The sequence below is a fragment of the Maricaulis sp. genome, from assembly GCF_048268525.1.
Classification (GTDB): domain Bacteria; phylum Pseudomonadota; class Alphaproteobacteria; order Caulobacterales; family Maricaulaceae; genus Maricaulis.
Genome location: NZ_JBLWVH010000014.1, coordinates 32,120 through 58,772, shown reverse-complemented (window position 1 = coordinate 58,772; position 26,653 = coordinate 32,120). Strand labels below are relative to the sequence as shown.

Annotated in this window: 30 protein-coding genes; 5 read left to right on the top strand and 25 right to left on the bottom strand. The window is 62.5% G+C overall.

Going from position 1 to position 26,653, the window contains the following annotated elements; genetic code table 11:
• Positions 1 to 93: 93 nt before the first annotated feature.
• The 3 genes from ACN0X9_RS08900 to ACN0X9_RS08890 form a co-directional block, all read right to left on the bottom strand.
• Positions 94 to 1,074: a beta-ketoacyl-ACP synthase III gene (locus tag ACN0X9_RS08900; protein WP_417487262.1), complete on the bottom strand. Its 981-nt coding sequence runs from the start codon at positions 1,072 to 1,074 to the stop codon at positions 94 to 96.
• The gene (plsX, locus tag ACN0X9_RS08895; protein ID WP_417487261.1) at positions 1,071 to 2,126 is read right to left on the bottom strand and encodes a phosphate acyltransferase PlsX; all 1,056 of its coding nucleotides are present in this window, start codon (positions 2,124 to 2,126) and stop codon (positions 1,071 to 1,073) included. The genes ACN0X9_RS08900 and plsX overlap by 4 nt, the downstream gene beginning before the upstream one ends.
• A 99-nt stretch (positions 2,127 to 2,225) precedes the next feature.
• On the bottom strand, positions 2,226 to 2,762 hold the full coding sequence (locus tag ACN0X9_RS08890; RefSeq protein ID WP_417487260.1) for a ubiquinol-cytochrome C chaperone family protein: 537 nt from the start codon (positions 2,760 to 2,762) through the stop codon (positions 2,226 to 2,228).
• 117 nt (positions 2,763 to 2,879) lie between these two features.
• Between ACN0X9_RS08890 and ACN0X9_RS08885 the strand changes: the two genes are divergently transcribed.
• Positions 2,880 to 3,374, top strand: coding sequence for an outer membrane protein assembly factor BamE (locus ACN0X9_RS08885; protein ID WP_417487259.1), 495 nt, complete (start codon positions 2,880 to 2,882; stop codon positions 3,372 to 3,374).
• A 121-nt stretch (positions 3,375 to 3,495) separates the two neighbouring features.
• Here the strand turns inward: ACN0X9_RS08885 and ACN0X9_RS08880 are convergent, their stop codons facing one another.
• From ACN0X9_RS08880 to glyA, 11 genes are all read right to left on the bottom strand, one after another.
• Positions 3,496 to 4,608, bottom strand: coding sequence for a serine hydrolase domain-containing protein (locus ACN0X9_RS08880; RefSeq protein WP_417487258.1), 1,113 nt, complete (start codon positions 4,606 to 4,608; stop codon positions 3,496 to 3,498).
• A 527-nt stretch (positions 4,609 to 5,135) separates the two neighbouring features.
• On the bottom strand, positions 5,136 to 7,229 hold the full coding sequence (locus ACN0X9_RS08875) for a sodium-translocating pyrophosphatase (protein ID WP_417487257.1): 2,094 nt from the start codon (positions 7,227 to 7,229) through the stop codon (positions 5,136 to 5,138).
• Between the two features lie 199 nt (positions 7,230 to 7,428).
• The gene (locus tag ACN0X9_RS08870) at positions 7,429 to 7,944 is read right to left on the bottom strand and encodes a hypothetical protein (RefSeq protein ID WP_417487256.1); all 516 of its coding nucleotides are present in this window, start codon (positions 7,942 to 7,944) and stop codon (positions 7,429 to 7,431) included.
• A 39-nt stretch (positions 7,945 to 7,983) separates the two neighbouring features.
• Positions 7,984 to 8,958: a thiamine-phosphate kinase gene (gene thiL, locus ACN0X9_RS08865; protein WP_417487255.1), complete on the bottom strand. Its 975-nt coding sequence runs from the start codon at positions 8,956 to 8,958 to the stop codon at positions 7,984 to 7,986.
• 3 nt (positions 8,959 to 8,961) lie between these two features.
• The gene (gene nusB / locus ACN0X9_RS08860) at positions 8,962 to 9,444 is read right to left on the bottom strand and encodes a transcription antitermination factor NusB (protein WP_417487254.1); all 483 of its coding nucleotides are present in this window, start codon (positions 9,442 to 9,444) and stop codon (positions 8,962 to 8,964) included.
• Positions 9,445 to 9,446: 2 nt separating this feature from the next.
• On the bottom strand, positions 9,447 to 9,875 hold the full coding sequence (gene ribH / locus ACN0X9_RS08855) for a 6,7-dimethyl-8-ribityllumazine synthase (protein WP_417487253.1): 429 nt from the start codon (positions 9,873 to 9,875) through the stop codon (positions 9,447 to 9,449).
• Entirely contained in the window at positions 9,872 to 10,993 is a 1,122-nt protein-coding gene (gene ribB, locus ACN0X9_RS08850) for a 3,4-dihydroxy-2-butanone-4-phosphate synthase (RefSeq protein WP_417487252.1), read from the bottom strand. The genes ribH and ribB overlap by 4 nt, the downstream gene beginning before the upstream one ends.
• A 15-nt stretch (positions 10,994 to 11,008) precedes the next feature.
• Positions 11,009 to 11,614: a riboflavin synthase gene (locus tag ACN0X9_RS08845; RefSeq protein WP_417487251.1), complete on the bottom strand. Its 606-nt coding sequence runs from the start codon at positions 11,612 to 11,614 to the stop codon at positions 11,009 to 11,011.
• Complete coding sequence (locus tag ACN0X9_RS08840; RefSeq protein ID WP_417487250.1) at positions 11,614 to 12,189, bottom strand: RibD family protein; 576 nt, start codon at positions 12,187 to 12,189, stop codon at positions 11,614 to 11,616. The genes ACN0X9_RS08845 and ACN0X9_RS08840 overlap by 1 nt, the downstream gene beginning before the upstream one ends.
• Positions 12,186 to 12,671, bottom strand: a complete 486-nt coding sequence (gene nrdR / locus ACN0X9_RS08835; RefSeq protein ID WP_417487249.1) for a transcriptional regulator NrdR — start codon at positions 12,669 to 12,671, stop codon at positions 12,186 to 12,188. Before nrdR ends, ACN0X9_RS08840 begins: the two co-directional genes overlap by 4 nt.
• Positions 12,672 to 12,680: 9 nt before the next feature.
• Positions 12,681 to 13,988: a serine hydroxymethyltransferase gene (gene glyA / locus ACN0X9_RS08830; protein WP_417487248.1), complete on the bottom strand. Its 1,308-nt coding sequence runs from the start codon at positions 13,986 to 13,988 to the stop codon at positions 12,681 to 12,683.
• A gap of 271 nt (positions 13,989 to 14,259) precedes the next feature.
• Here glyA and ACN0X9_RS08825 point away from each other — a divergent pair, with 271 nt between their 5' ends.
• Positions 14,260 to 14,682, top strand: a complete 423-nt coding sequence (locus ACN0X9_RS08825) for a MucR family transcriptional regulator (protein ID WP_417487247.1) — start codon at positions 14,260 to 14,262, stop codon at positions 14,680 to 14,682.
• A gap of 11 nt (positions 14,683 to 14,693) precedes the next feature.
• Here ACN0X9_RS08825 and ACN0X9_RS08820 read toward each other — a convergent pair whose 3' ends face one another.
• The 8 genes from ACN0X9_RS08820 to ACN0X9_RS08785 all read right to left on the bottom strand — a co-directional run bounded on the left by ACN0X9_RS08820 (position 14,694) and on the right by ACN0X9_RS08785 (position 21,308).
• Complete coding sequence (locus ACN0X9_RS08820) at positions 14,694 to 14,921, bottom strand: DUF6898 family protein (protein ID WP_417487246.1); 228 nt, start codon at positions 14,919 to 14,921, stop codon at positions 14,694 to 14,696.
• Between the two features lie 30 nt (positions 14,922 to 14,951).
• A complete protein-coding gene (gene hemA, locus ACN0X9_RS08815) occupies positions 14,952 to 16,175 on the bottom strand; it encodes a 5-aminolevulinate synthase (protein WP_417487245.1) in 1,224 nt (407 codons plus the stop codon).
• Positions 16,176 to 16,307: 132 nt separating this feature from the next.
• Positions 16,308 to 16,799 (bottom strand): transcriptional regulator LdtR, encoded by a 492-nt coding sequence (gene ldtR, locus ACN0X9_RS08810; protein ID WP_417487244.1) that lies wholly within the window; start codon positions 16,797 to 16,799, stop codon positions 16,308 to 16,310.
• A 103-nt stretch (positions 16,800 to 16,902) separates the two neighbouring features.
• Positions 16,903 to 17,796, bottom strand: coding sequence for a 3-hydroxyisobutyrate dehydrogenase (gene mmsB, locus ACN0X9_RS08805; RefSeq protein ID WP_417487243.1), 894 nt, complete (start codon positions 17,794 to 17,796; stop codon positions 16,903 to 16,905).
• 67 nt (positions 17,797 to 17,863) lie between these two features.
• Positions 17,864 to 18,919, bottom strand: a complete 1,056-nt coding sequence (locus ACN0X9_RS08800) for an enoyl-CoA hydratase/isomerase family protein (protein WP_417487242.1) — start codon at positions 18,917 to 18,919, stop codon at positions 17,864 to 17,866.
• Between the two features lie 12 nt (positions 18,920 to 18,931).
• Positions 18,932 to 19,345 (bottom strand): type II toxin-antitoxin system VapC family toxin, encoded by a 414-nt coding sequence (locus ACN0X9_RS08795; protein ID WP_417487241.1) that lies wholly within the window; start codon positions 19,343 to 19,345, stop codon positions 18,932 to 18,934.
• Entirely contained in the window at positions 19,342 to 19,605 is a 264-nt protein-coding gene (locus tag ACN0X9_RS08790; RefSeq protein ID WP_417487240.1) for a type II toxin-antitoxin system Phd/YefM family antitoxin, read from the bottom strand. The genes ACN0X9_RS08795 and ACN0X9_RS08790 overlap by 4 nt, the downstream gene beginning before the upstream one ends.
• Before the next feature lie 566 nt (positions 19,606 to 20,171).
• Positions 20,172 to 21,308 (bottom strand): isobutyryl-CoA dehydrogenase, encoded by a 1,137-nt coding sequence (locus ACN0X9_RS08785; protein WP_417487239.1) that lies wholly within the window; start codon positions 21,306 to 21,308, stop codon positions 20,172 to 20,174.
• A gap of 134 nt (positions 21,309 to 21,442) precedes the next feature.
• Here ACN0X9_RS08785 and hemB point away from each other — a divergent pair, with 134 nt between their 5' ends.
• The 3 genes from hemB to ACN0X9_RS08770 all read left to right on the top strand — a co-directional run bounded on the left by hemB (position 21,443) and on the right by ACN0X9_RS08770 (position 24,564).
• Positions 21,443 to 22,417 (top strand): porphobilinogen synthase, encoded by a 975-nt coding sequence (gene hemB / locus ACN0X9_RS08780; RefSeq protein ID WP_417487238.1) that lies wholly within the window; start codon positions 21,443 to 21,445, stop codon positions 22,415 to 22,417.
• A complete protein-coding gene (locus ACN0X9_RS08775) occupies positions 22,414 to 22,950 on the top strand; it encodes a hypothetical protein (protein ID WP_417487237.1) in 537 nt (178 codons plus the stop codon). Before hemB ends, ACN0X9_RS08775 begins: the two co-directional genes overlap by 4 nt.
• Before the next feature lie 471 nt (positions 22,951 to 23,421).
• Entirely contained in the window at positions 23,422 to 24,564 is a 1,143-nt protein-coding gene (locus ACN0X9_RS08770; protein ID WP_417487236.1) for a trans-sulfuration enzyme family protein, read from the top strand.
• A 27-nt stretch (positions 24,565 to 24,591) separates the two neighbouring features.
• Here the strand turns inward: ACN0X9_RS08770 and ACN0X9_RS08765 are convergent, their stop codons facing one another.
• Genes ACN0X9_RS08765 through ACN0X9_RS08755 form a run of 3 tightly spaced genes read right to left on the bottom strand, consistent with a single transcriptional unit; the run spans position 24,592 to position 26,638 of the window.
• Positions 24,592 to 25,221: a trimeric intracellular cation channel family protein gene (locus tag ACN0X9_RS08765; RefSeq protein ID WP_417487235.1), complete on the bottom strand. Its 630-nt coding sequence runs from the start codon at positions 25,219 to 25,221 to the stop codon at positions 24,592 to 24,594.
• Positions 25,218 to 25,763 carry a hypothetical protein gene (locus tag ACN0X9_RS08760; RefSeq protein WP_417487234.1) on the bottom strand — a complete coding sequence of 182 codons (546 nt, stop codon included), beginning with the start codon at positions 25,761 to 25,763 and terminating at the stop codon, positions 25,218 to 25,220. The genes ACN0X9_RS08765 and ACN0X9_RS08760 overlap by 4 nt, the downstream gene beginning before the upstream one ends.
• Complete coding sequence (locus ACN0X9_RS08755) at positions 25,763 to 26,638, bottom strand: NAD(P)-dependent oxidoreductase (protein ID WP_417487233.1); 876 nt, start codon at positions 26,636 to 26,638, stop codon at positions 25,763 to 25,765. Before ACN0X9_RS08755 ends, ACN0X9_RS08760 begins: the two co-directional genes overlap by 1 nt.
• Positions 26,639 to 26,653 lie beyond the last annotated feature (15 nt).

The following is a 26,653-nucleotide window of genomic DNA, read 5'->3' as shown; positions in this document are numbered from 1 at the left end:
TCCCCACAAAGACGAGCCAAGGCTACGCCTCGAAGCCCGGTCAGGTCAACGCCAAGGTCTTGGTTAGGTGCGTGAAACTGGTGGAATAAGATATCAATATCGCGCGAGCGCCGCGCCCCAGGTGAATCCACCACCCAGCGCTTCCATCAAAACCAGGTCGCCCCGCTTGATGCGGCCGTCCTGCACAGCCCGGTCAAAAGCCAGCGGGACCGAGGCTGCAGACGTGTTGCCATGGTCTGCAACCGTAGAGATCACTTTTTCCGTCGGGATCGACAAACGCCGGGCAACACCCTCCAGGATGCGCTGATTGGCCTGGTGCGGCACGAACCAGTCGACCTCCTCGATGGTCACACCGGAGCGCGAGGCGATCGTGGTCATCGACTCGGCGATATTGGTGATGGCGTGCCGGAAGACCTGGTTGCCGACCATGCGCAAATGCCCGACCGTTCCCGTCGAGGATGGTCCGCCGTCGACATGAAGCAGGTCCTTGAATCGCCCGTCCGAGCGCAGATAGGTGCCCAGAATGCCGGACCGGTCGGTACCCTCGCCCGCCGGCTCGGCGGCCTGCAACACCATGGCGCCGGCGCCATCGCCGAACAGCACGCAGGTCGAGCGGTCGGTCCAGTCGAGAATGCGCGACATCGTCTCGGCGCCAACAACGAGTGCCGTTTTCGCCTGGCCACGCGCGATCATGTTGTCGGCCATGGACAGGGCATAGACAAAGCCGGTGCACACGGCCTGGACGTCAAAGGCCGCGCCTTTTGTCGCGCCCAGCCGGGCCTGGAGCATGGTGCCGACCGAGGGGAAGGTGAAGTCCGGTGTGGTCGTCGCGACGACGATCAGGTCGAGCTCTTCAGCAGCAATGCCGGCATCCTCGAGCGCCCGGCGGGCGGCGCGTTCGGCCAGGTCGCAGGTGGTGACCCCCTCGCCGGCAATATGGCGCTGGCGGATGCCGGTGCGTTCGCGGATCCAGCTATCGCTGGTATCCACCATGGCGGAGATTTCGTCATTGGTCAGGATCCGCTCGGGCAGATGCGAGCCGATGCCGGCGATACGCGCACTCAGTTCAGTCATGACGCTGCTGCGACTTCCTGTTCTTCAAAACTGGCAAACTTGTCGAGATTGGCGCGGATCTGGGCCATGAAGTCGCTTTGCGCCATGACATAGGCCAGGCCCAGGGCGGAGGCGAAGCCCTCGCCATCAGCGCCGCCATGTGATTTCACCACAATGCCCTTGAGGCCCAGAAGGACTCCGCCATTGATGTAGCGCGGATCCATGCGCTGACGCAGGCGCTCAAGCGCGCCCAATGACAACAGACCGGCGGCCAGCTTGGCCAGCAGCGAGCTGGTCAGCGCGTCGCGTACCCATCCAGCCACAAGACGGGCCGTACCCTCAGCCGTCTTCAGCGCGATATTGCCGGTGAAACCATCGGTGACGACGACATCAATGCCGCCGGCGGAAATGTCATTGCCTTCGATGAAACCCTGATAGGCGATGTCCAGATTGGCCTTGCGGATCAGCTGATCCGCCTCGCGCACGGTATCATTGCCCTTGAGTTCTTCCTGACCGACATTCAACAGGCCGACGCTGGGTGCCTCGCCACCGAACACGGCGCGATGATAGGCCTCGCCCATGATCGCAAACTCGACCAGCTGGGTCGCATTGCACTGAACATTGGCGCCCACATCGAGCACCACGGTGTGGCCCTTCGGGGTCGGCCAGTTGGCCGAGATCGCCGGGCGATGGACGCCCTTTTTCATGCGCAGGATGACCTTGCCGATCGCCATCAGCGCGCCGGTATTGCCTGACGAGACGATCGCCCCGGCCTCGCCGGACTTCACACACTGGATCGCATTCCACATCGACGAACCACGGGCGCGACGCACCGCTTCGCTGGGCTTGTCGGTCATCTGGACAAGCGTCTCGGTGTGCCGCAATTCGCAGACCGCCGCGACCTTGGGATGTTTGGCCAATAATGGCCCCAACAGGGCCTCGTCGCCGTGCAGGAGATAGGTCGCCTTGCGGTCCGGCCAGCGCTTGAGCGCATAACCGATACCTTCGACGACCGCGTCCGGTCCGAGATCGCCGCCCATGGCGTCGACCGAAATCGTTGGAATGGCTGTCATGAGTAGCGGTGCCGTGTCCCTCGCAGAGGCGCAAAAGCGCCAAAAAAGCCCGCGGAACTTAGCCCATGACCCAAGCAATGCAAGGCGGCAAGGCGGCGATCAACGCGTCGGGAAATCGGGCCGCCCACCGTCAAGCAGGGCTGCCCCGCCCTGCGCGTCCAGACGGTCAATGGCCGAGTTGACGTATAGGGCAAGGGCTGGCGCCCGCGCATCCTCGCCATCCGCATTGTAGACATTGCGCGCCAGCACCGTCTGCAATTGGGCCGGATCCTCATCGCCTGCGGCCAGCCGCAGGGCCTCGGCGCGGCCATAAAACCCTTCCGCCATGAAGCGGATCTTCTTGCCGACCCCCGAATCCCCGACCCCCATCTCGCGCATGGCGGCGTCAAAATCATCGAACATGGTGTCGAACAGCGCCTGCGACAGCTTGCGGGCATCATCGTCATCTCTGAGCGCCTGTAGCTGCAACACGACAAGTGCGCAGTGCAGGATGATCATCTCGAAACGGCCTTCGACCGTGTCGGGAACACCCAGCCGGGCATAAAGATCAGGTGACCGTGCCGCCGTCACGACATGGCGGTAAAGCGCTTCGGCGCGAGCTTTTTCCGGCTTCTTGCCGAAAAGACGGTTCAACATGCGATCCGCACTCCCAAGAATTGGCGCTTGAAGCTAAGCTCGCCCCCGGTTAGGTCAAGACAGGGCCGCACGCGACACCACGTCGCGCGGGGTCATACCATCTTGCAGGAGTTCCTGATGAAGCGTCGCGTTAGCCTTACAATCCTGATCGCCGCCTGCGCGATCGGCGCCTCGGCCTGTAACCCGGTCCTGCGCTCGCACGGCTATCGCTACACCACGCAGGACGTGCCCGAAATCGTCGTCGCCGAAGACACCGAGAGCTCGGTGCTCTCCCGCCTCGGCAACCCGTCGACCCGCGGCACTTTCGAAGAGAACACCTGGTATTACATCTCGGCGACCCGCGAGAGCCTCGCCTATCTGCGTCCCGCCACGCGTGACCGTCGCATCATCGCGGTGACTTTCGACGAAGACGGTCTGGTCAGCGATGTGTCGGAATACGGTCTGGAAGACGGCCGTGTGGTCGCCATTGCCGACCGCGAAACCCCGACCCGCGGCCGCGAGCTGACCTTCCTGGAGCAGCTGCTCGGCAATGTCGGTCGCCTGCCCACCGAACAGTTCGGGGGCGAGCAGACCCTGCCAGGCGGCGCCGGTGGCCCACGTCGCGACCAGTAGTCGATCGACACGACAGCGTCACATCCAGAAAAAGCCCCGACCGGACGGTCGGGGCTTTTCTTTGCTCAAGGCCCGGTCTTGCTGATTATCCGGGGCAAGCGGGCTGCAACGGCGTGCCGGATTATTCGCCGCATCCCATCATGGTTTCCAGCAATCGCGCTGACAGGGCGAACATTTCACCCTGGCTTTCATCCACATTGGTCAGCATGGCCACGGCATGACCTGACTGGATGTCGTAGGCCGACGTCATGTTGGAGGCGCCGTTGGAGCCTGACTGGGTGGAGACCGGGCGGGTCTCGCCACACAGCTCCCAATCCCGAAAGCGACCGCCAAACGCATAGGCTTGCTGGGGCGCCTGAACCGTCCGGAACAGATCCAGGCTCGCCGCGCTCAACACCTGCCCGTCTGCAAGCGCACGCTCCAAGGCAATCATGTCCGCCGCCGTCGTGTAACTGCCCCGAAAGAAGCTCGGCGACCAATAATCGCCCTGCCCTGCCGGATCGCCCGGATCGAATCCGATCGCGACATCATCCACCCGCGGATCGGTATTGGACAGGTCGTTGAGATAGCCGCCACTCTGGCGCATTTGCGCCGGTTCGAAGACATGGCGCGCCCGCAATTGCGGGTAAGGCAGGCCTGTCACTTCCTCCAGAAGGTATTGAACCAGAAGCCAATTAGAGAGGACATAGTCGAATTGCGTTCCCGGCTCGAAGGCGAGATCGCCGCTGGCGTAGAGCGAAACAGCTTCGGGGACACGGATCGCCTCGACCGCCTCCATCTCGCCATTGGCAGCCCGTCGGAAGGCCTGGAGAAGGTCATTGGGAAGACCTGACTGATTGCTCAGGACATGGCGCAGGGTCAGCTGGTTGCCGGTATCGGGCCGGTAGTCGGGAAGATAGGCCGAGATCGGGGTGTCGATGTCCAGCACCCCCTCATCCATCAGGGCGAAAACCACGAGGGCCGCGAAATACTTCTCGACCGAACCGGTCTGGAATGCCGTGTCCGCTGTGAGCGGCCGCGCCGTATCCGGGTCCGCCACGCCCACGACCAGTTGATAGGGCGGAAGGCCTGGCACGCTCGACATGATGACACCATTGAAATCATGCGCTTCGACCCATTCTCGCGCTATCGCGTCCACCGCCTGATCCTGCGCCAGCACAGCCGGGGCTGACCCGGTATTGGCGAAACATGCGGCCAGCCCCACCGCCACGGCACTCATCAAAATATACTTCATGGAAGACCTGTCTCCTTGATGCCGCGGCGGGTTCCGGTGCCGCAGCCATGACTCAAGACTAGCCGATCGCCCCCGCCAATCATCGCCGCTCGACGAACCATCACCACCGTTGGCCGATTGCTCCAGTCCCACGCGCCGCATCGACGCGCCTACCCCCACTATGCGCCCCTTTCCGTCTCCCCCGGGAGACGGCGCGCGCAGTGCGGATGAGAGGGATTCCTCCTGCTCTCACCGGGATTCACCCCTCACCCTGACCCTCTCCCAAGGGAGAGGGAAAGCGCGCCACATCAAAAAATCGAGAAAACTTGTCCGCCCTCCTTTTCGCCCACCCCATGATCACTCCCGTTCCCGGGCCATGGACCGGTTATCCAGGGGATTTGGGAGAGCGAACCGCATCCGGTCTGGCGGGCCTGTCAGGCCGCCTATTCCGACGCCGAGGAAACCTGGAAATCGCGCTGCGAGACCCTGGCAAAAAGAAAGAGCTCCGGCCGCTGGCCGGAGCTCTCAGATCGTCTCGATGATGATGACTAGTGGGCCAGGAAGGCCAACAGCAGCAAAGCCACGATATTGGTGATCTTGATCATCGGGTTCACAGCCGGGCCGGCGGTGTCCTTGTAGGGATCACCCACGGTGTCACCGGTCACGGAGGCCTTGTGGGCTTCCGAGCCCTTGCCGCCGTGATGGCCGTCTTCGATATACTTCTTGGCGTTGTCCCAGGCACCGCCGCCGACGGTCATGGAGACCGCGACGAAGAGACCGTTGACAATGACTCCCAGAAGCATCGCACCGACAGCCGCCAGTGCCTGTGCCTGACCGGCGATGGCATTGATGGCGAAGTAGAGCACGATCGGCGACAGGACAGGCAGAAGCGATGGCACGATCATCTCACGGATCGCTGCCTTGGTCAGGATGTCCACGGCGCGGCCATAATCCGGCTTTGCCTTGTACTCCATGATGCCCGGGATCTCCTTGAACTGACGGCGCACCTCGGCAACAACAGCCGTGGCCGCACGGCCAACCGCCATCATCGACATGCCGCCGAACAGGTAAGGCAGCAGACCACCGAACAAGAGGCCGACGATCACATACGGGTTCTCGAGCGAGAAGTTCGGCTCGATCCCCAGCAGGTGTTCGACATCGGTGGTGTAGGCCGCAAACAGGACCAGGGCACCCAGACCAGCCGAGCCGATGGCATAGCCCTTGGTGACAGCCTTGGTGGTGTTGCCCACCGCGTCCAGCGTGTCGGTGGTGTTGCGGACACTCTCGTCCAGACCCGCCATTTCAGCGATACCGCCGGCATTGTCGGTGACCGGACCAAAGGCATCGAGGGCCACGATCAGACCGGCGAGCGCCAGCATGGTCGTCACCGAGATGGCGATGCCGAACAGGCCAGCCAGCGTATAGGTGCCGAGGATGCCGCCGATGATGATCAGGGCCGGCAACGCCGTCGATTCCAGCGAGACCGCGAGACCCTGGATGACATTGGTGCCGTGTCCCGACTCGGACGCCTTGGCGACCGATTTCACCGGACGGTATTCAGTCCCCGTATAGTATTCGGTGACCCAGATGATCGCCGCGGTGACGATCAGGCCGATAATGCCCGAATAGAACAGGTTCATCCCGGTGATCATCTTGCCGTTCACTTCGGCTATATCGCCCATGCCGATGGTGTAGTCCGTGACCAGCCACAGAGCGCCGATCGACAATACACCAGCAACGATGAGACCCTTGTAGAGGGCGCCCATCACATTGGTGCCCTTGCCGAGGCTGACGAAAAAGGTGCCGACAATCGACGTCACGATGCAGGCCGCACCGATCATCAACGGATACAGCACCATCGTCGAGGCCAGCTCGCCGGTGAAGAAGATCGCGGCCAGAACCATGGTCGCAACCACGGTCACGGCATAGGTCTCGAACAGGTCCGCGGCCATGCCGGCACAGTCACCGACATTGTCACCGACATTGTCGGCAATGGTGGCGGCGTTGCGGGGATCATCCTCCGGAATGCCGGCTTCGATCTTGCCGACCATGTCACCGCCGACATCCGCACCCTTGGTGAAGATACCGCCGCCGAGACGGGCGAAGATCGAGATCAGGGAGGCGCCGAAGCCAAGGGCGACCAGCGAATCGATGATGATCCGGCCGGTTTCATCGCTTCCGAGAACGAGGCCCATCGGACCCGTCAGGACCCAGTAGTATCCGGCGACACCCAGCAGGGCCAAGCCGGCCACCAACATGCCTGTAACGGCACCGGAGCGGAACGCGACGGCCAGGCCGGCAGCGAGGCTGGTACTGGCAGCCTGGGTGGTGCGCACATTGGCGCGGACCGAGACCAGCATCCCGATGAAGCCGGCGGCTCCCGACAGGATGGCGCCAATGGCAAAGCCCAGTGCGACCTGCCAGCCAAGGAAGACAGCGATCAGGACACAGACGGCGACGCCGACGATACCGATGGTGGTGTATTGACGTTTGAGGTAGGCGTTCGCGCCTTCCTGAATGGCCGATGCGATTTCCTGCATCTTTTCAGTGCCCGCGCTTGCCGACATCAGCCGCTGGGTCTGAACGACCCCGTAGATGATGGCAAGAACAGCGGCCGCGATGGCCAATAATAGCATGTTCATGGATTCCAGCCCCGTTTGTTCACAACGTTATGGTCTCGGAAGGAAAACGGGAAAGCATGCGCGTGTGACCACGCCGACCTTAGACATCTCCCCCGTTATTCTTTTTATTGTTGGGGGGACTATGCCCAATGGAACAGGGCGGTGCAATACGCGCTCTTTGTCCTGTCAGGGCATTGACTTGCTGCGGTGCAATATAGTTTTAGCGCCGGAACATCCGGGTGTCGGCCTGGCGAATCTCCACCTGGTCGATCGCCCGCTGGCCGTAATGCTCGCGAAGTGCCGCTTCCCAGACCTGGACGGCACGTTCCGGATCGAGACCGGAACCCTCATCATTGGAGACAGAATGGCGGTAGCTGGCCCGAACGGCTGCATCCAGCGCGTAATGGGCAGCTTCGCGGACATCCCAGATATTCTGACCATCGGTCACTCGGACCCGAAGCTGGACATACGCATAGCCTGTCAGCCGCCCGTCGCGGGACAGGGGTGCGACCACGGTCGGCATGGTGAAGGCGCGCGGGTCGTCCGAATCGTCTTCCTCGGCCTCGTCCTCGTCATCGGATCCAGCCAGGTTGAACAGGGTCAGGATACGGTTTCCGCGCCCGCCTTCCTGCGATCCCCCATCGGATTCTGCCGGCGGCGACGCCATTGCGAAAACAGGCGCTGCAGTCATCGGCGACAGCAACAGGGACAACAGGACAGCGAACAGAATGCGCATGACAGCCTCTCAATCAGCGCAGAGACTGACAGGATTGCCTCAAAAATGCGTAAATCCGGCCCGCGCGGGCTGCATCAGGCGGCCATCATGATATCGGGCCTGCACGCCCTCGCCTGGCTGCACCGCCCCGATGCGCGTCAGAGGCACATCCCCGGCTTCGCCCAGGGCCTCAACCCTGTCGCGACCGTCAGCGGGCGCCGTGAACAGGAGCTCGTAATCATCGCCGCCGGTGACCAAGGTCTCCAGACTGCCGCCCGCCGACAACCAGGCTGTGGCTGTCGGCGATACGGGCACGGCATCGACATCGAGCGCGAGACAGCATCGGCTCGCCGATGCGATGTGTCCGGCGTCAGCCAGCAAACCGTCCGACACATCAATTGCTGCGCTGGCGAGACCGCGCAAGCCCTGCCCCAAAGCCAGCCGCGGCTCGGGCGACTGATAGCGCGACAACGCCCCGGCAAGCGCTCCCGTCAGCACCCCGGCGCCACTGCGCGCCGAATTCAGGCCAAGCACGCCATCTCCGATCACTCCCGAGACCCAGACATCATCACCGGGCATGGCCCCGGACCGGCGAAGGGCGGTGCCGGTCGCGACTTGCCCGACCAGGGTCAGCGACAGGGTCAAAGGTCCAGGGGTCGACGTGGTGTCGCCGCCGATCAGGGTCAGACCGAACAGGGATTGCTCGCGATGAAGCGCCCGCACGAAGGCCTCGCGCCAATCCGCACCCAGCACGTCCGGCCAGGCAATCGCCGCCAGATAGGCCCGTGGCCGGGCCCCCATCGCGGCAAGATCCGAAAGATTGGACCGCAGGGCACGCGCGGCAACCACGGCAGGCTCATCACTGTCGAGAAAATGGACGCCGGCGACCAGGCTGTCGCAGGCCAGCACCATTTCCCGGCCTGGCCCGGGCGGCAGCAAGGCGGCATCGTCGGCGAGGCCAAGCGCGGCCGGATCGCCCTCTGTCAGCGGCAGGAGCTGATTGCGGATGAAATCAAATTCGCCGTCCCCGGCCATCGCCTAGAATTCGTCCGGACGGGCGCCACGTGCGCAGCGATCAAAGGCCGCATTGATGAATTTCGGCTCTGCGCCCTCGAAGAAGGCATTGGCGACTTCGATATATTCGTCGATCACCACGCGGGCCGGCACATCCTTGCGATAGAGCAGTTCGAACCCGCCAACGCGCAGGATGGCGCGCACAGTCGCATCCAGACGTTCGAGCCGCCACTTGTCAGCCAGCAGCGCATCCATCGCCGGGTCGACATCGGCCTGACGCTCGACCACCCCGGCAACCAGGCTCTCAAAGAAGTCTTCATCGGCCTCGACGAACTCCGGCGCCTCATCATTGGCGCCGAAACGGTGTTCGCGAAACTCGCGGATGACGGCGCTGGCGCCAAGGCCACCGATCTCCATCTGATACAGGGCCTGAACGGCAGACAGCCGCGCAGCACGCCGCAGACGGGCTCGGTTTTCAGATGGTGATTCCTTGCTGGCAGTGGCCATGCTCATGCGCTCCTGAACCGGTTGCGCAGCTCGATCAGCATCATCGCCGCATTCGCTGCATCCGCGCCCTTATTATTGTCGATCGCCCGCTTCAAGGCCTGAGCGCGGTTCTCGACGGTCAGGATACCATTGCCGACCGGGATCGCCTGCAGGTTCAAATCCATGATTCCACGAGCCGACTCACCGCAGACATAGTCGTAATGGGTGGTCTCGCCACGAATGACACATCCCAAAGCGACATAGCCATCATACCCGGCGCCAGCCTTTTCGGCCTGGGCGATCGTGCCCGGAATTTCCAGTGCGCCCGGGACCTCGACGATGTCGAAGGCGAAGCCCTTGGCCTCGATAGCCTCGCTGGCGCCCTTTATCAGGCCATCGGCGATGTCGCGATAAAACGTCCCCGCGATGATGAGATATTTCGGCGCGCTCATGCGTCACCCTCCGGAAAATGCCGCTCTTCGCGGATTGAGAGACCATACCCTTCCAGGCCGACAATCGTCTGAGGCTTGGTGGACAGGAGCACCATGTCGCGCACACCCAAGTCCAGCAGGATTTGCGCACCGACTCCATATTCCCGCAAGCGCCGGGCTTCACGCTCGTCCTGGGGCAGAACAGGATGAGCGCCGAGACGCTCCATGATGGCGGTGTGGGAGGTCTCACGGATGAAGACCATCACCGCCGGCCCGCCAGCCTCGGAGATCGCGCGGATTCCGGCCTCGACGAGGGCACCGCGCGGTCCGCTTTCGTGCAGGACATCGTCAACGAAGCTGACCTTGTGCATGCGCACGGTGGTTGGCTCGGACGCGTTCGGCTGCCCCTTGACCAGGGCCACATGCTCGGATCCATCCAGCGTGTTACGGAAGACGAACAGTTTGAACGGGCCACCGAATTGCGATGAGAACTCGCTCTCGATCCGGCGTTCGATGAAACGGTCATTCTTGCGGCGATAGGCGATCAGGTCGGCAATCGTGCCGATCTTCAGACCGTGAAGCTGGGCAAAGGCGACCAGATCCGGCAGGCGCGCCATCGAGCCGTCTTCATTCATGATCTCGCAGATCACACCGGCCGAGCCGGCACCGGCCAGCCTCGCGACATCGACCGAGGCCTCGGTGTGACCGGCCCGGACCAGCACGCCGCCATCGCGGGCGACCAGCGGGAAGACATGGCCCGGCGTCGCGATATCATCGGCGCCCTTGGATGGGTCCGTCGCGACCTCGATGGTGCGGGCCCGGTCGTGGGCCGAAATGCCGGTGGTGACGCCTTCTCGTGCTTCGATCGAGGTGGTGAAGGCAGTCTGGTGGCGCGAGCGATTGTCGCTGGACATCAATTTGAGATCGAGCTGTTCGACCCGCTCCTGGCTCATCGCCAGGCAGATCAAGCCGCGACCATGCTTGGCCATGAAATTGACCGCGTCCGGTGTGGCGAATTTCGCGGGGATGACGAGATCGCCCTCATTCTCGCGGTCCTCGGCATCGACCAGGATGAACATGCGCCCGTTGCGCGCATCCTCGATGACGTCCTCGATGGGGGAAAGTGGGATGTCGCTCACGCGCGTCTCCAGAAATCAGGTCGGCGAGAATTCGCTCAGACGGGCGGCGTAGCGCGCCATGAGGTCAACCTCAAGATTGACGTGTGCGCCAATTTGCAGCGCGCCCAGCGTCGTGACGTCGGCGGTATGGGGAATGATCATCAGGTCGAAGGTCTCGTCTGTCACGCCATTGACGGTCAGCGACACGCCATCGACCGTGATCGAACCCTTTCTGGCGATGAATTTGTTGAGCGATGCCGGTGGCTTCACGGTCAGCACAATCCACTCGCCGTCATCGCGGCGTTCCACGAGCTCGCCAATCCCGTCAACATGTCCGGTCACCAGATGACCGCCCAGCTCTGCGCCGAGTGCCAGCGCGCGCTCCAAATTGACGGCATCGCCCTCGCTCCAGCGACCAAGCGTGGTCAGTGCGAGTGTCTCGGGCGAGACCTCGACTGCGTACCAGCATCCATCACCCAGACGGTGTTTTTCGACGACTGTCAGACAGGCACCAGCATGGGCGATCGACGCGCCCAGCGCGATCCCGTCGGGATCATAGGGGGCTTCGATCTCGAACCGCCGCATGGTCTCTCCGCGGATCGAACGAACCCGGCCCCTGGCTGTCACTATTCCGGTAAACATCAGCGAATCCGTTCGTACGTTTCCTGCAGGTCGGCACCACGTTCAACCACGCCCGTCCGACTGAAGATGGGCGCCTTGTCCAGCGTCTCAAGGCCTAGCGCTGCAAGAACCGGCAATCCATCGCCGCCCAGCAGTACCGGCGCCCGGAACCATTCGATCCGGTCGACAAGGTCAGCGGCAATTGCGGCGGCGGCAATCTGCGCGCCGGCTTCGACCATCACCCGCTCATACCCGGCCATGGCCCGGACCAAGTCACGATGCGGGATCAGCGTCACTGCGCGATCACCGCCCTTGAACACTTGCGCCGAGGCCGGGGTCCGGCCCTGGCTGTCCATGACGATCACGTCGGGCTGCCGCTCGCAGCCGCCTTCAGGACGCGCGGTGAGCATCGGATCATCGGCCAGAATGGTGCCGATCCCTGTCAGGATCGCATCATGGGCGGCCCGCATGCGATGAACGACCGCACGGCTTTCCCGACCGGTTATCCATTGCGAGGCGCCATTGGACAGCGCGATTTTTCCGTCGAGCGACGTGGCAAGCTTCAGAGTGACACGCGGACTCGCCGTCCCGCTCATCCGTCGTCGTCTTCGCGGCCACCGAAATGGGCTGTGAGCGCTTCATCGGTGATGAATTCGCGGAAATCCTCGACCTTGTGGAAATCCTTGTACACCGAGGCGTAGCGGACATAGGCGACGGCATCGAGATTCTTCAATCCCTCCATCACCAGCTCACCGACACGGTCGGAGGTCACGTCGGTCTCGCCGGTCGATTCCAGACGGCGGACAATGCCGGAAATCATCTGGTCGATCCGGTCCGGCTCGATATTGCGTTTCTGCATGGCGAGCTGGATCGAACGATTGAGCTTGTCACGGTCGAACGACACCCGCCTCCCCGACTTCTTCATCACCGTCAGTTCGCGCAATTGCACGCGCTCAAACGTGGTGAAACGAGCTGAGCACGACGGACATTGCCGCCGGCGACGGATGGCGTTCCCGTCCTCGGCTGGACGGGAATCTTTGACCTGGGTGTCGGGATGACCGCAAAAAGGACAACGCATTCGGGTATCTTAGGCCAGTTCGGGATAGATGGGGAAGCGGGCTGTCAGAGCCTTCACCGTCTCACGGACTTCCGCCTCGACTTCGGCGTTGCCATCGGGCTGGTCAACGAGCGCGTCGAGCACCTTGACCATCAACTCGCCGACCAGCGTAAACTCCGCCTCGCCAAAGCCTCGTGTAGTCGCTGCCGGCGAACCGACCCGAAGGCCGGAGGTCACGGTCGGTTTCTCGGGGTCGAAGGGGACGCCGTTCTTGTTGCAGGTGATGTAAGCACGCTCAAGGGCCTGCTCGGCCGAATTGCCCTTCAACCCTTTCGGGCGGAGGTCGACCAGCGCGAGATGGCTGTCAGTACCGCCGGACACAATCGCATAGCCACCATCGGTTATGGCCTTGGACAAGGCCTGGCAGTTGGCCACCACACGGGCAACATAGTCCTTGAATTCAGGCTGCAGCGCCTCACCAAAGGCCACTGCCTTGCCGGCGATCACATGCATCAGCGGGCCGCCCTGGAGACCCGGGAAAATGGCCGAGTTGAATTTCTTGCCCAGGTCAGGATCGTTGGAGAGGATCATGCCGCCACGGGGGCCGCGAAGGGTCTTGTGCGTGGTCGTCGTACAGACATGCGCGTGCGGCATCGGATTGGGATAGACACCGCCCGCGACGAGCCCGGCGACATGCGCCATGTCGACCATGAAATAGGCCCCTACCTCATCAGCAATCTTGCGGAATTCGGCAAAGTCGATTTCGCGCGGATAGGCGGAGCCGCCGGCGATGATCAATTGGGGCCGGACTTCCAACGCCTTGGCGCGCACGGCGTCATAGTCGATCCGGGCGTCGCTCTCGCGAACGCCGTAACTTTCAGCCTTGAACCATTTGCCGGACATGTTGGGCCGCGCGCCATGGGTCAGGTGACCGCCGGCGTCGAGCGACATGCCCAGGATCGTGTCGCCCGGCTTCAGAAGGGCGAGAAAGACGCCCTGATTGGCCTGGCTGCCCGAATTGGGCTGGACATTTGCGTACTGGGCGCCAAACAGCGCCTTGGCACGCTCGATCGCGAGGGTTTCGACGACATCGACGTGTTCGCAGCCGCCATAGTAGCGGCGACCGGGATAGCCCTCGGCATATTTATTGGTCAGCGGCGAACCCTGTGCTTCCAGAACGGCCCGGGAGACGATGTTCTCCGAAGCAATCAGCTCGATCTGGCTTTGCTGACGCTGGATTTCCTCATGGATGGCATGGGCCACCTCACGATCACTCTCGACAATGGAGCGTGTGAAGAAAGGGCTGTCGTTTCCGGCTTCGATCTGGGTATCAGGCATGACGCATCCTCAGGTATTTTGACCCGTTTGATAAGGTGCTGCTCGAGGCGGGGCAAGCGGACAATTGGCCCGCGCGCAGATAGATCTGGCCAGCGCCGGGGGCCGATGCGTTTATTTGCCAATTTCAGACTGCGCTGCTGCGAACCAAATATATTCAACTTTCCACACTTGAACTCAAGATCGACACATAATATCGATCTGATGTTGCAATAATCAATGAAGTCACCACCTGTGACAGTAACAAGACAGCGTTTCCCGAAAGGTTTGCCCGATGGCCGATGACATGCTCCCCGATATCGACAAGGAAGAATTGCTGCGGATGACGACAGATGTCGTGGCATCCTATCTCTCACACAACTCCATGCCGGCCGACAATGTGCCGGATCTCATCCGGTCAGTTCATGCGACAATGAAGGAAGTCTCCGAGTCCGAGATCAAGCCGGAACCGAAGACCAAGCCTGCCGTGGCGCTCTCCAAATCAGTCGCCGACGACTACATCGTCTGCCTGGAAGACGGCAAGAAGTTGAAGATGCTGAAGCGCTACCTGCGCTCGCAATACAACATGTCGCCAGACGATTACCGCCGCAAATGGAACCTGCCATCCGATTATCCGATGGTGGCCCCGGCTTACTCGCGCAAGCGGTCACAATTCGCCAAGGACATCGGTCTGGGCCGCGGCAAGAAGGACGGCTAAGTTCGACCTGACTAGACTTCGATACCTCGACGGCCGGGCCTTGTGTCCGGCCGTTTCTCGTTGGCAGCCGCCCGCTTGAGTTTCCAGGCCAGCTTGGCGCGGGCCAGGGTGTCTATATCAGCGCGGGGTGTCCGGGCCGGAACCTGAAACACCACTTCTTCAGCCGTCGCGCCATCGATGGCGGCGACGCGCAAGGCGTTTCCGACTTTCTGGATTTCGACGAAGATTTCGCCGGGCATTGGTCACCTCGGGATCCGGGCTGCTGACGATCAGCCCCGGGCCACCCCGGTCTGCTCGCTTGCCCGTTCCCAGACATCTTCCAGCGCCTCGGCCAACTGGTCAAACATTGCGTCCGTATGCAGCGGCGTCGGCGTCAGCCGCAATCGTTCGGTGCCACGGGGGACCGTCGGGTAGTTGATGGGCTGAACATAGATTCCGTGCTCATCAAGGAGCATGTCGGAGATCCGCTTGCAAAGCACCGGATCACCGACCTTGACCGGGACGATGTGGGTTTCGGACGGCATGACCGGGAAACCGGCTTCGGCCAGCTTGACCTTCAGGCTGGCGGCCCGCTCCTGATGCTGCTCGCGCAGGTGATGAGCGGCCTTGAGGTATTCCACGCTGGCCCGGGCGCCTGCAGCCAGGGCTGGCGGCAATGCCGTGGTGAAGATGAAGCCGGGAGCCAGCGAGCGGATCGCGTCGACGATCGCGCCATCAGCCGCGATATATCCGCCCATGACCCCGAAGGCCTTGCCCAGCGTACCTTCAATAATGTCGACCCGGTCCATCAGGCCGTCCCGCTCGGCGATCCCGGCGCCGCGCAGGCCATACAGCCCCACGGCGTGGACCTCGTCGAGATAGGTCAGCGCGCCATACTTGTCGGCGAGATCACAAACGGCTTCCAGAGGACCGATATCACCGTCCATCGAATAGACCGACTCGAAGGCGATGACCTTGGGCGCGTCTTTCGGCGCCGCTGCGAGCAATTCTTCCAGGTGCTCGACGTCATTGTGACGCCAGATCCGCTTTTCGCAGCGAGCCCCCTTCACGCCCTCGATCATCGAGGCGTGGTTCAGCTCGTCGGAGAACATGATCAGGCCGGGCAGGATCTTGCCGAGCGTCGCCAGCGTCGCCTCATTGGCAATATAGCCGGAGGTGAAGAGCAGCGCAGACTCTTTCTGGTGCAGGTCGGCGAGCGAACGCTCAAGCTCGACATGGTAATGCGTGGTACCGGAGATGTTGCGCGTGCCGCCGGCACCCGAGCCCACATCATCGATGGCTTTCTTCATCGACTCCACGACGCAGGGCAATTGCCCCATGCCGAGATAGTCGTTGGAACACCAGACCGTGACATCACGGACCTTGCCCTCTTCAGATCGCCAGCGCGCGACAGGAAACTCACCCTTGCGACGCAAAAGGTCCGCAAAGACTCGATAGCGCCCTTCCGCCTTGACGCGGCGGACAGCATCCTGAAACGCGGATTGGTAATCCATGGGCGGGCCTTTCACGACGAACCATATATGCCGACACGACAATGAGTCGACGTATAACGCCTCGGCAGCCATCCGTATAATGGACGAAGCGCCGCACCCAATGGATATTTTCAGTGAAGGTCTGGCCCTTGCCTACATCCGGAAGCGGATATGGTCAGCCCAGAAGCGCTCGATACGCGCCAGCGCGGTGTTCATCGCCGGGAGTTGGTCGACATCGACACCGCCGACGGGGGTCAGCGACGTGCCCTGACGTTCGAACAACGCGTTCAGATGTCCGCACACCGCATGGCCGCTCTCGGTCAGGCTGACACGGACAGAACGGCGATCAACGGCGGATCGCTCGTGGCGGATATAGCCGGCGTCGACCAGCTTCTTGAGATTATAGGAGACGTTCGAGCCCAGATAATGACCACGGGTCCGAAGCTCACCGGCGGTGAGTTCCTGGTCACCGATGTTGAACAGGAGCAGCGCCTGAACACTGTTCAGATCATCCATTCCCTCGCGATCAAGCTCGTCCTTGACGACATCGAGCAATTGCCGGTGCAGTCGTTCCACCAGCTGGAGAAGCTCAAGATAATCGGAACTCGGCGCCGCTTCCGGTGCCACGCTTTCTGCCATCGCCATCACACACACTCCACCCGACCTTTGATGGTCGTTTTATTGCTTACGGAGTTGAGGCTAGCGGCAAAGGGCGAAAATCCCCTTAACGGGCTTGGTTAAATTGCTGTCAACGCTTGTCCCAGCTGCCATCGAGCAATTTGTAGATACCCGAGAAGTCGGATGCCCCACCGCCCAGATTGTCAAACATGGCGTAGAGCGCTTCAGCCTGCGCACCGAGCGGCGTGGTCGCACCGGCATTCTGGGCGGCGTCCTGGGCCAGCTTGAGATCCTTCAGCATCATCGCCGTGGCAAAACCGGGCGTGTAGCCATTATTGGCCGGCGTGGTCGGGATCGGGCCCGGCACCGGGCAATAAGACGTCATCGACCAGGACTGGCCGGACGCCTTGGACGAGATGTCGAAGAAATTCTGCGCGTCCAGTCCCAGCTTTTCCGCCAGGGCAAAGGCCTCACAGGTTCCGATCATGGTGATCGCCAGCAGCATGTTGTTGCAGATCTTGGCCGCCTGGCCTGCCCCGACATCGCCGGCCCGGATCACTGCCTTGCCCATGGCGTCGAGGATCGGTTCAGCCGCCGCGAAGTCCGCTTCACTACCGCCGACCATGAATGTCAGCGTGCCGCCCTGGGCAGCCGCGACGCCGCCGGAAACCGGGGCGTCGACGAAGCGGAAGCCCTTGTCGACGGCCAGGCCACCGACATGACGGGCGCTGTCGACATCGATGGTGGAGCAATCAAGGAAGAGCGTGCCCAGGGCTGCGGCCTCGAATATCTGGCCTTCATAGACACCGCGCACATGCTTGCCCGCGGGCAGCATGGTCACCACCGCATCCGACCCGGTGACGGCGTCGGGTGCGCTGGAAGCGGCTACGGCGCCCTGCCCGACCGCTTGCGCGACCGCATCGGCGCTGAGGTCAAAGGCGTGAACCTCGTGCCCGGCCTTGACCAGGTTGGCGGCCATGCCGGAGCCCATGTTTCCAAGTCCGATAAAGGCGATGCGGGCCATATTTTTCTCCCCGGTGGATAATGGTGTTCTTCGTGGTGTCTTGCTGGTGGTCTGCGTGTCGTGACCGTCAGGCCTCGTCGAGAAAGCTCATCTCATGGGCCGCATCAAGCGGTGCGAAGGCCTTTTCAATCGCGGCGTCATCCGCAGCCGGCGCCCATTTCGGTGCATGATCCTTGTCGATGATGACCGCGCGGACGCCCTCGTAGAAATCGGTCCCGGTCAGGCACCAACTCGATACGCGCAGGTCCTGGCGCATCACATCCTCAAACGAGAGCTCGGCACCCTTGCGCAGGCAGGCCAGGGTCAGCTTCAGGGCAGTCGGAGACTTGGTGCCGAGGATTTTCGCCTGCTTGGCCGACCAGGGATCACCCGCCGCTTCGATCCGAGCGAGGATGTCGTCCACACTGTCACCGGCAAAAGCCGCATCAATCAGGCCTCCGGTCACGGACAAATCGCTGTCACCCGGATCACCGGAGAATTCCTCGAGCAGGACTTCCAGAGAGTCCTCACCGGTCAGGTCGGCACTCTCAAGCGCCTCAATGAGCGTATCGTACTGGCCTGACGGGCAGTAATGCGTCGCCAGACCCGCCGCGACACAGTCAGGCGCTTTCAGGCGGGCGCCGGTCAGGCCCATCCAGGTACCGATCTCGCCAGAAAGGCGCGGCAGGAAATAGGCGCCGCCAACATCCGGGTGAAAGCCGATCCCGGTTTCCGGCATGGCCAGCATCGTCCGGTCGCCGGCGACCCGGTGCGAGCCATGCACCGACACACCCACACCGCCGCCCATGGTGATGCCGTCAATCAGGGCGACATAGGGTTTGGGATAGTGATGGATGAGCGTGTTGAGCTGGTACTCGTCACGCCAGAACAGCCAGGCCTTGTCGTCGCCCGCCTTGCCGGAATTGTGCAACTGGAGAATATCCCCGCCAGCGCAAAACCCCTTCTCGCCAGCCCCGTCCACGACGATGGCCTGAACGGCGTCATCATCGCGCCAGGCTTGCAGCGCTTCGATCATCGACAGGCACATGCCATGGGTCAGCGCATTGAGCGCCTTGGGACGATTGAGCGTGATCCGGCCGACCTGGCCAATCTTGCGGGCGATGATTTCGGGTTGGTCGGTCATGTTGGCTCCGCTCTACTCACTCAAGTCGTGACACGGGATGGCGTGCGCCCGCGCCGCCGTCAACAGGGCGCGGTCACGGGAGACCAGTTCGGCTTCCGATTCCACAGCGAGGGCTAGATAGGCCGCGTCAAACAAGCTCAGGCCCAAATCGAGCGCCAGTGGTGCGAGACTGAAAATCTCACTCGCCGACCGGGACCGGGGGAACGCGATTCCCAACTCATCGAAGAGTCCCATCGCACTGTCGAACTCCAGCGCACCGGCCCGGGCAAAGCGCCGGAAGAGATTGGCCATCTCCCAAGCGAAGACATCCGGGGCGATCAGTTCATAAGCGACCAGCCGCGGCTCAAAGCCCGCGCTGCGTGGCCCTGACTGCGACGCAACAAACCAGCTGATCGCGGCCGATGCATCGACGACAAGCCGGGTCATTTCCTTGTCTCGTCCTTCAGCTCGTCCCAGGACAATCCGTCAAGGTCCGGCGCCGCCCTCTGGCTGTCGCGAAAAGCCTTCAGCCGTGCCGCCAATGTCTCGCCCGACAGGCGGGGCGGTTCGGCGTAGGCCACGTCCTTCGACAGGACTGCCACGCGCTTGCCATAACGGGTGATGACAATCGGCCCCTCGCCCCGCTCGATCATTTCCAGCAAAGCGGAGAGCCGCGTTTTGGCTTCCAGGACACCGATCTCGATCATGCGAGTCTCCTGACCATAATTCTGGTCAGAATATAACGTTGCTGTCGACCATTGCAAACAAGGCAAGGTGATTGCCCGCAGCGCCGCCACGAAAGCCCCTCGGCATCACCTCAGAGCTATTAGACGTCCAACTGCACACATAAAATCCCTACGAGGTCCCCCTCCACGAGACCCGTGGCAAAATCAAAAGTCGCCGGGGACATCGGGGTATGGGCTGACGCCGTGGCAGAGATTTGCTCTCTATTGCAAAACGCACGGGCGCTGTCAGTGAAATAAGACGCGAACGTCTTGATGGACCTGTAGTCCGCGCGCGTTCGGATAAAAATGTCGTCCTTGGCCGAGGCGCGCCAATTGTTCAAACGGTGCAGTGCGACGTCGACGGGCTCATCACGCCATCCACGACCGAGCGGGTTGGCAAATCCGGATGACAGACCAAGCGGGAGATTGGGCGCCAATCGGTCCAGCCGGGCTCGGGCTGAACCGGAGGAATACTCGCGACAGACGATCCACGACAAACCGCCGCGACTGTCTTGCGCGATGATGTCTAGCGCATCGCTCACTTGCCCCTATCTCATCACATCCTTCGCAATGATCACCCGCATGATCTCATTCGTGCCTTCCAGGATCTGGTGGACGCGGAGATCGCGGAGGATGCGTTCGAGCGGGTAGTCCTGGAGATAGCCATAGCCGCCATGCAGCTGCAGGGCCTGGTTGGCGACGTCGAAACAGGTGTCGGTCGCAAACCGCTTGGCCATCGCGCAGAATTTGGCGGCTGACGGGTCACCGGCATCGATCGCCGCGGCGCCGCGATAGAGCATCATGCGCGAGGCTTCGAGCTCGGTGGCCATGTCGGCCAGCTTGAACTGGGTGACCTGGAATTGCCCGATCTCGCGGCCGAACTGCTTGCGCGTGCCGACATAGTCTTTCGCCAGCTCGAAAGCCTCGGTCGCCCCGCCCAGAGAGCAGGCCCCGATATTGATGCGGCCGCCATTGAGGCCCTTCATCGCCAGGGTGAAGCCCATCCCCTCTTCCGCCAGCAGGTTGGCGGCAGGCACGCGGCAATCCTCGAAGGTGACGACGCGGGTCGGCTGGGCATTCCAGCCCATTTTCCGCTCGTTCGCTCCAAAGGAGAGGCCCGGCGTGTCTTTCTCGACCACGATGGTCGAGATGCCCTTGGGACCGTCACCGCCGGTGCGGCACATGACAACATAATAATCCGACGTGCCAGCGCCCGAAATGAAGGCCTTGGCGCCATTGAGCACATAATGATCACCATCGCGCACAGCCTTGGTGCGCAACTGGGCCGCGTCGGAGCCGGCGCCCGGCTCGGTCAGGCAGTAAGACGCGATCTTTTCCATCGTCATCATGCCGGGCAGGAAGCGCTGGCGCTGCTCCTCATTGCCCCAGCTATCGATCATCCAGGCGCACATATTGTGGATCGACAGGAAGGCCGCGGTCGGTACACAGCCGCGTGAGAGTTCTTCAAAGATGATCGCGGCATCAAGGCGCGACAGGGCCGATCCGCCAACGTCATCGCGCGTATAGATCCCGGCGAATCCGAGCTCGGCGGCCTCGCGCATCACCTCGACGGGGAAGTATTTTTCCTCGTCCCATTTGGCCGCATTGGGCTTCAAACGGTCATCGGCGAATTTTCTCGCCATGTCGCGGATCAGGGTCTGATCTTCTGTGAGAGCGAAATCCACAGCAGCACTCCTGTTGCTATTGGGTTGTTTGGCGGACAAATCTTGTCCGACGGCTTTGGCCGGAGCCGTAACGCGGGTTTGCCGCGGCGGCAAGTTTGATATGTCATTGCAGACGAACAAAACCAGAGGCCGACATGTATCCCAATACCCGCCTTCGCCGCACCCGCCAGGCCGACTGGTCACGCCGCCTCGTGCGCGAAAACTCCCTGTCGGTGAATGACCTGATCTGGTCGGTCGTGGTCTCAGACACCGCCGACCCGGTCGAGCCGGTCGCCGCCATGCCGGGCGTCGAGCGCCTCTCCCTCGCTGCACTGGCGAAGGCGGCCAAAGAAGCCCACGCGCTGGGCATTCCGGCGATAGCGATCTTCCCGCATATCGATCCAGCCAAAAAAGACGATGCCGGGTCCGAAGCGCTCAATCCGGACGGCCTCGTCCCCAACGCCATCCGCACCATCAAGGATGCTGCCCCCGATCTCGGTGTGGTCTGCGATGTCGCGCTCGACCCCTTCACCACGCACGGCCATGACGGCATTCTGCAGGGCGACCGGATCGCCAATGACGAGACCGTTGAACGCCTGATCGAACAGGCGCTCGTCCAGGCCGATGCCGGCTGCGATGTCGTCGCCCCGTCCGACATGATGGATGGCCGGATCGGCGCCATTCGCGAGGCGTTGGAGGGTGAAGGCCATCACGACACGATGATCCTCTCCTACGCCGCCAAATACGCCTCGGGGTTTTACGGCCCCTATCGCGAGGCGATCGGTTCGGCGGCCCTGAAGGGCGACAAGCAGACCTATCAGATGGACCCGTCCAATCGCGATGAATGCCTGCGCGAGGTCGAACTCGACATCGCCGAGGGCGCCGACATGGTCATGGTCAAGCCCGGCCTGCCCTATCTCGACATCGTCCGCGCCCTCTCCGACACCTTCCCCGTCCCGGTCTATGCCTTCCAGGTCTCCGGCGAGTACGCGATGATCGAAGCCGCTGCCGCCAATGGCTGGATCGATGGCGAGCGGGTGATGATGGAGAGCCTGCTGGCGTTCAAACGCGCCGGCGCGGCGGGGGTTGTGACGTATTTTGCGAGGCGCGCAGCGAGGAAGCTGGGATGAAGGTCGCGAATACAGGTTTTTTGACCCGCTTGGGCTTGGCCATTTTCGTTGCGTGGCTAGCGGCCCTGATCACAAGCGGTTTGATCTTTGTCATCGCTTTTGAGCTGTACAATCCTTGGTTCCACCCGGGCGGGGAACGCGAACACTGGCGTTCAGATATTGTTATCAATGCCTTGGGAAACGTGTTTGAGCATGGCTTTTACCCGTTTCTCGTCTTGCTGCTTGGCCCAATCTGGTTTCTCGGGATGCCCGCCGACCGCCTCGTGGCAAGGACCGCCGCCATTTTATTTGGCCTTGTCGTCGGCAGCGTAATTGCCTGGGTGGCAGCATCCGTGCTCGGCCACGACATGGCCAGACTCACATACACCGATGATCGCGTTCTCTATGTCGCGTTTTGGCAACGTATCTACGTTCCCAATTTCCTTTATGTCGTTGCGGCATTCGCGATGCCAATTTTGGCCGCCATTCTGTTCGTGGGCGTCGAAGGCGGGATGGCAAACGTCAAAAACCGGACTTCCCGACCCTCGCGTTGAGTTCAAAAGCGCGGCTGGGCGCTCTCAGCGCTCACCCCGCCATAAATTACTTGCCGAGAGAAAGCCGTATCCGGTTCTTGAGCTCAAGGGTTTAAACCGCGAAGCGGGGCCTGCGGCGCCCTTGACCTCAAGAACCGGATACGGCCCGCTGGCTGACAAGTGATTTAAGGTCGGCTCCGCGCGAGGCGCGGCTTGCGACAAAATCGTCGTGACTACCATTTGTCATCCCGGCATTTGTCATCCCGGCCGAATGGCCTGCGAAAGCAGGCCGTAGAGCCGGGACCCATACGCGCTGATGTCGGCCACACCGGGCTTTTGGGTCCCGGATCTGCGCCCTGATCAAGTCAGGGCTCCGTCCGGGATGACGGAGTGTTGTGACGCGATGTGGAGCGACGCGTGCGCCGCAAACATGTCAGCATCCCGCAAACGCTGTAGTCTCAGGCCAGCATTCACCAACGCCCGGACCTGCCCATGACCGCCCCTTCCCGCACCACCCTCACCGTCCAGGCCATGCACGCCATCGACCAGCTGACCGGCGCGGTCATCCCACCGATCCATCCGGCGACAACCTATGCCCGCGGCGCTGACAATCAGCTGATCGGCGACCAGGATTATCGCCGCCCCTCTGGTCCGACCGAGAAACAGGCGGCCCGGGTTCTGGCCATGCTGGAGGGCGCGCCGGAGGCAAAGCTCTTCTCTTCCGGCATGGCCGCCATCGCTGCCGTGATCGAGAGCGTGCCGACGGGCGGCCATGTGATCGCCCAGACCGAGATGTATTACGGCGCCAAATTGCTGCTGCAGAGGGCGGCGGCGAAACAGCGGATCAGGCTCGATCTCGTCGCGCCCGGTGACCTGGACGCGCTCGCGGCTGCCGCGCGGCCCGATACCGATCTGGTCTGGATCGAGAGCCCGGCCAATCCGTCCTGGGCAATCGTCGATATCGCAAAGGCTGCCGGTATTGCCCACGCGGTAGGCGCGACGCTGGGCGTGGATTCCACCTGCGCCCCGCCCTGCACCACCCAGGCCCTGGCGCTGGGCGCCGACATCGTCATGCATTCGGCGACCAAATATCTCAACGGCCATTCCGACGTGCTGGCCGGTGTTCTGGCAACACGTGAGGTCGATGATCGCTGGGCCGAGATCGGCGAGATACATTCCAAGACCGGCGCGGTACCCGGGGCCTTCGAGACCTGGCTGTTGATCCGAGGCCTGCGCACGCTCTGGGTCCGTTTCGAGCGGCAGAGCGCAAGTGCGCTCACGATCGCCTTGGCGCTGCAGGGCGAGGCCGGGCTTGAGGCCGTCCTCTATCCGGGACTGCCGGAACATCCCGGTCATGCCGTCGCGGCACGTCAGATGACCAACGGTTTTGGCGGCATGCTGTCGCTGCACATAGCCGGCGGCTATGAGGCAGCGGCCCGCTTTGCCTCCGCGACGCGACTTTTCACCCAGGCGACCTCGCTGGGCGGGGTGGAAAGCCTGATCGAACACCGCAAGCCGATCGAGGGGCCCGACAGTCCGGTGGCCGACAATCTGGTGCGCCTGTCGGTGGGGTTGGAGGATCCGGCTGACCTCATCGCCGATATCCGGCAAGCGCTCAGTCACCTGCAGGTGTGAAGCCTGTGGACCGCTTGCGACCCTGCCCTAATCACCCAGCTTGATCGCCGGCAGCGACCATTTGAACTGGATCGCGCAGCCGCGCAGGACCAGCGCCAGCAAAGCCGAACCGAGCGTCACCAGGCTTGGATTGAGACCCAGCGTCATCCCGCCGACATAGGCGGCGGCGCCCGCGAGGGCCGCGAGCGCGTAGATATCCTCGCGCAGGACGAGCGGCACGTCATTGACGATGATGTCCCGGAGCAGGCCGCCAAAGGCCGCACTCATCATTCCGGTCAAAAGCGCGATCGTCCAATGGGCGCCAGCAGCGAGACCGGCCTGGGCGCCCAGAACGCAGAAGACCGACAGGCCGATCGCATCGGCCCAGATCAGGGCGGCGCGGCGGGTGGCGATGGCCTGCGCCCAGGGCGAGGTGAAATAGCCCAGCAATGCGCCGGCCACCGCGACCGCAAGGTATTTCGGCTCGGCGATCCAATAGACCGGCAAGGAACCCAGAAGGATATCACGCAACGTGCCGCCGCCCATTCCGGTCACAGCACCAATAATCGCCGCACCAAAGGGATCGAGCGCCTTGCGCGCCGCCAGCATGCCGCCGGAATAGGCGAAGAAGCCGATTCCGGCATAATCGAGAACGACAAAGAGAAGCTCGATACTCACGCGCCTGCCGTCTCGTCACTGCTTGGAGCTTGCGCCTGCGCGCGTTTGAGCGCGCGGCGGGCCTTCTCCAGCTCCAGGAGGTCCGAAAGGTCACGGGCCCGCCAGGCCGCTGCCATCAGGACGCCGCTGATCATGATCCAAAGGCCGAGAATGAAGACGATTGTTTCGAACCGCTCAAATCCCAGACGCGCCCAGATTCCCTGATCAATCTCGGATATCCCGAATACGGCCGCGACCGGAATGGTGACCAGCATGAGTGCGACAGACCGGAAAATGCGCTCGGTCCGCTCTGCATTGAGCCGGGCCCACTCGGCCAGAAAAACAACCTGCGCCTCATCCAGCCCCCCGAGCAGGCCAAGGGCGAGCTTCCAGTGGCGCGAGCGCATCAGCGTGCTCATCTGGTCATTGGTGACGTGATACAGCGCACGCTTGGAAAAGCCTGCGAATACGATCAGGCGCCAGACCGCAAACAGCTCGGTCAGGCGCTTCCACACACCCATGACGACCGGATCATTGGCTATATAGCCCTTGGGTTCGCTCATCACTGGCTCCCGCTCTCCGGGCGCTCAAGCCGCGCAATCAGGCTGGACGTGTCCCAGCGATTTCCGCCCATGGCCTGGACGTCAGCATAGAATTGATCGACCAGAGCCGCGACCGGCAGGGTCGAGCCATTGCGGCGGGCCTCGTCCAGCGTGATGCGAAGGTCCTTGCGCATCCAGTCGATGGCAAAACCATAGTCGAACTTGCCGGCGACCATGGTCTCCCAGCGATTTTCCATCTGCCAGGACTGGGCCGCACCCTTGGAGATCGCACCGATCACCAGTTCCGGGTCAAGACCGGCGCGCTGGGCAAAATGCAGGCCTTCGGACAGGCCCTGGACGATGCCGGCAATGCAGACCTGGTTGACCATCTTGCACAGCTGACCGGCACCCGCGGAACCGATCAGCGTGATCGCCTTGGCATAGCTGCCCATGACCGGCTCGGCGGCGGCAAAGGTGTCCGCCTCGCCGCCACACATGATGGCCAGCTGGCCGTTCTCGGCTCCGGCCTGACCACCCGAGACCGGGGCGTCGAGGAAACCGATCCCGGCGTCGCGGGCCTCGATGTCGAGCTCGCGCGCCAGTTCGGCCGATGCGGTGGTGTGATCGACCAGCACGGCACCCGGCTTCATGGCCGGTATCGCCTGCTCGGCCACGCGACGGACGTCGGGGTCATCCCCCAGACACATCAGGACGAAATCCGCCTCGGCGACGGCGGCTTCGACGGTTTCAGCGGCCAAACCGGCATACTGCTCGGCCCAGGCCTTCGCCTTGCTGGCCGTGCGGTTCCAGACCGTCACCGTGTGGCCGTTGGCGGTCAGGTGACCGGCCATCGGATAGCCCATCACTCCGAGACCCAAAAACGTGCAGCGTGCCATTGCGCTCTCCCCAAT